The sequence below is a fragment of the Leisingera sp. F5 genome, assembly GCF_001593695.1.
Genome location: NZ_LUKH01000468.1, coordinates 1 through 2,345 on the forward strand (window position 1 = coordinate 1; position 2,345 = coordinate 2,345).

Here is a 2,345-nt window from a genome sequence, read left to right on the forward strand (position 1 = left end):
TTCCTGTTGAGGTTCTTGGCCTCAACGGCACTCCGGAAGCAGGCGACGTGCTGAACGTGACTGACACCGAAGCACAGGCGCGCGAGATCGCAGAATACCGTGAGCAGGCCGCCAAGGATAAGCGCGCCGCTGCCGGTGCTGCGACCACGCTGGAACAGCTGATGCAGAAGGCCAAGGACGACGAAAATGTCTCCGAGCTGCCGATCCTGGTCAAAGCTGACGTGCAAGGTTCCGCCGAAGCCATCGTTCAGGCGATGGAAAAGATCGGCAACGACGAGGTGCGCGTGCGCGTGCTGCACTCGGGCGTCGGTGCGATCACCGAAACTGATGTCGGCCTCGCCGAAGCCTCTGGTGCGCCGATCATGGGCTTCAACGTCCGTGCCAATGCTTCCGCCCGCAACACCGCCAATCAGAAGAGCGTCGAAATCCGGTATTATTCAGTGATCTACGACTTGGTGGATGACGTGAAAGCGGCGGCCTCCGGCCTGCTGTCTGCCGAGATCCGCGAAAACTTCATCGGCTATGCGCAGATCAAGGAAGTCTTCAAGGTTACCGGTGTTGGCAAGGTTGCCGGCTGTCTGGTCACCGAGGGCATTGCCCGCCGTTCGGCAGGTGTCCGCCTGCTGCGCGACAACGTGGTAATCCACGAAGGCACGCTGAAGACACTGAAGCGTTTCAAAGACGAAGTGTCCGAAGTTCAGTCCGGTCAGGAATGCGGTATGGCGTTTGAAAACTACGATGATGTCCGTCCGAACGACGTGATTGAAATCTTCGAACGCGAAGAAGTCACCCGGACCCTTGACTGATCGTTGCTAAATCTAAACTGAAAAGCAGGCCCTGGCATCATTGCCGGGGCCTGTTTCTTTGGGTGGTTCCATTGTCACGTGCCGCAAGGGCCAAAGCGCAATTGAAGGCGACCCTGTCGTTGATGCTGAATGCGCCGTCCACGAGGTTCATTCTGAATGTGCTGAGGGCGCAAAGACAGTTGACGAATTGGCGGAACGACAGAGTGGAAATGGGACAGACCAGCCCGCAAAGCAAAATTTTGTCAATTTGCCTTGGCCTTACGGGTCCAAAAATGGGGCAGCATTGTCTGCAACCCCATTTCTTGCCTGACATGCGTAATGAGTGATGGTTCAGGCAACTGGCGGCACCGGGCGGCCTTCATAGGTTCTTTTACCAACCCGCACCGCGATTTTCCCGTCAGGGAGTGTCCTTATGAAAATGCCCTGAACCAGCGAAAAACTGCCAACTGCGATTGTCCTTAGCATGGTCTTCTCCTGCCCAATTGAAACTTCGGGTAGTCAAATTCTTCGTACCTGATGCTTATGGAGAATGATTAACAAAGGGTTCACAGGCGCCGGACCGGGGAGCTAAAGTCCCGGTAAAACGGCAAAATTCACCATTGGGAAAGCATGGAACCGCTGCGTTGCGGCTCCATGTTCTTTACAGCCAGTCCCGCAGAATCGGGATCAGCGGGATATCGGCGGGCGGCATTGGATAGTCCCGCAAATCCTGCGGCCGCACCCATTTCAGGGTTTGCCCCTCATTGGCCTGCGGGACGCCCTCCCATTTACGGCAGGCAAAAAGCGGCATCAGCAGGTGGAAATCCTCGTAGGAGTGGCTGGCGAAAGTCAGCGGTGCCAGGCAGGACGCCCAGGTGTCAATGCCTAGCTCCTCCTGTAACTCACGGATCAATGCTGCCTCGGGTGTTTCGCCTGGTTCGATCTTGCCGCCAGGAAACTCCCACAGGCCGGCCATGGATTTACCTTCGGGGCGCTGTGCCAGCAGCACGCGCCCATCCACGTCGATGAGCGCAACTGCGGAAACAAGGATCACCTTCATGACCGGTAATCCGCGTTGATCGAGATATACTGATGGGTCAGATCACAGGTCCAAACCGTGGCTTTGCCCGCGCCCAGTCCCAAGCCTACTTTGATGGTGATCTCTTGTTTCTTCATCTCTGCTGCGCCCAGATCTTCTTTGTAGTCCGGTGCGACCCAACCCTTTTCGGCCACTAGCACGTTGCCAAATGAGATCGACAGCAAGTCCCGGTCGGCAGCCGCGCCGGATTTACCGATCGCCATTACCACGCGGCCCCAATTCGGGTCCTCGCCCGCAATTGCGGTTTTCACCAGCGGCGAGTTGGCGATAGCTAGGCCATGCACCTTTGCATCCGCATCCGAAGCCGCGCCGGTCACCTGGATTTCCACAAATTTGGTCGCGCCCTCGCCATCGCGCACCACCTGGTGTGACAGGTCAAGCATTACCCGCTCCAGGCCTGCCGCAAACTCTGCGTTTCCAGTCGCGTCGACGCCCGAAGCGCCGGTGGCGCACAGCATCAG

3 protein-coding genes are annotated in these 2,345 nt (G+C 57.4%); 1 reads left to right on the top strand and 2 read right to left on the bottom strand.

The annotated features are described in order from the left end of the window. Positions 1 to 806: translation initiation factor IF-2 (locus A2I95_RS31985; RefSeq protein WP_367153173.1), on the top strand; the 806-nt coding region annotated here is incomplete at its 5' end. Between the two features lie 640 nt (positions 807 to 1,446). Here A2I95_RS31985 and mutT read toward each other — a convergent pair. Next, positions 1,447 to 1,845 carry an 8-oxo-dGTP diphosphatase MutT gene (gene mutT, locus A2I95_RS31990; RefSeq protein WP_259988538.1) on the bottom strand — a complete coding sequence of 133 codons (399 nt, stop codon included), beginning with the start codon at positions 1,843 to 1,845 and terminating at the stop codon, positions 1,447 to 1,449. After that, the coding region (locus tag A2I95_RS31995) for a bifunctional ornithine acetyltransferase/N-acetylglutamate synthase (protein WP_291736317.1) at positions 1,842 to 2,345 on the bottom strand (504 nt) is incomplete at its 5' end. The genes mutT and A2I95_RS31995, both read right to left, overlap by 4 nt.

Bases quoted from the DNA above. Each gene is read 5' to 3' on its own strand.
- mutT (WP_259988538.1), bottom strand. From the start codon at position 1,845: ATGAAGGTGATCCTTGTTTCCGCAGTTGCGCTCATCGACGTGGATGGG.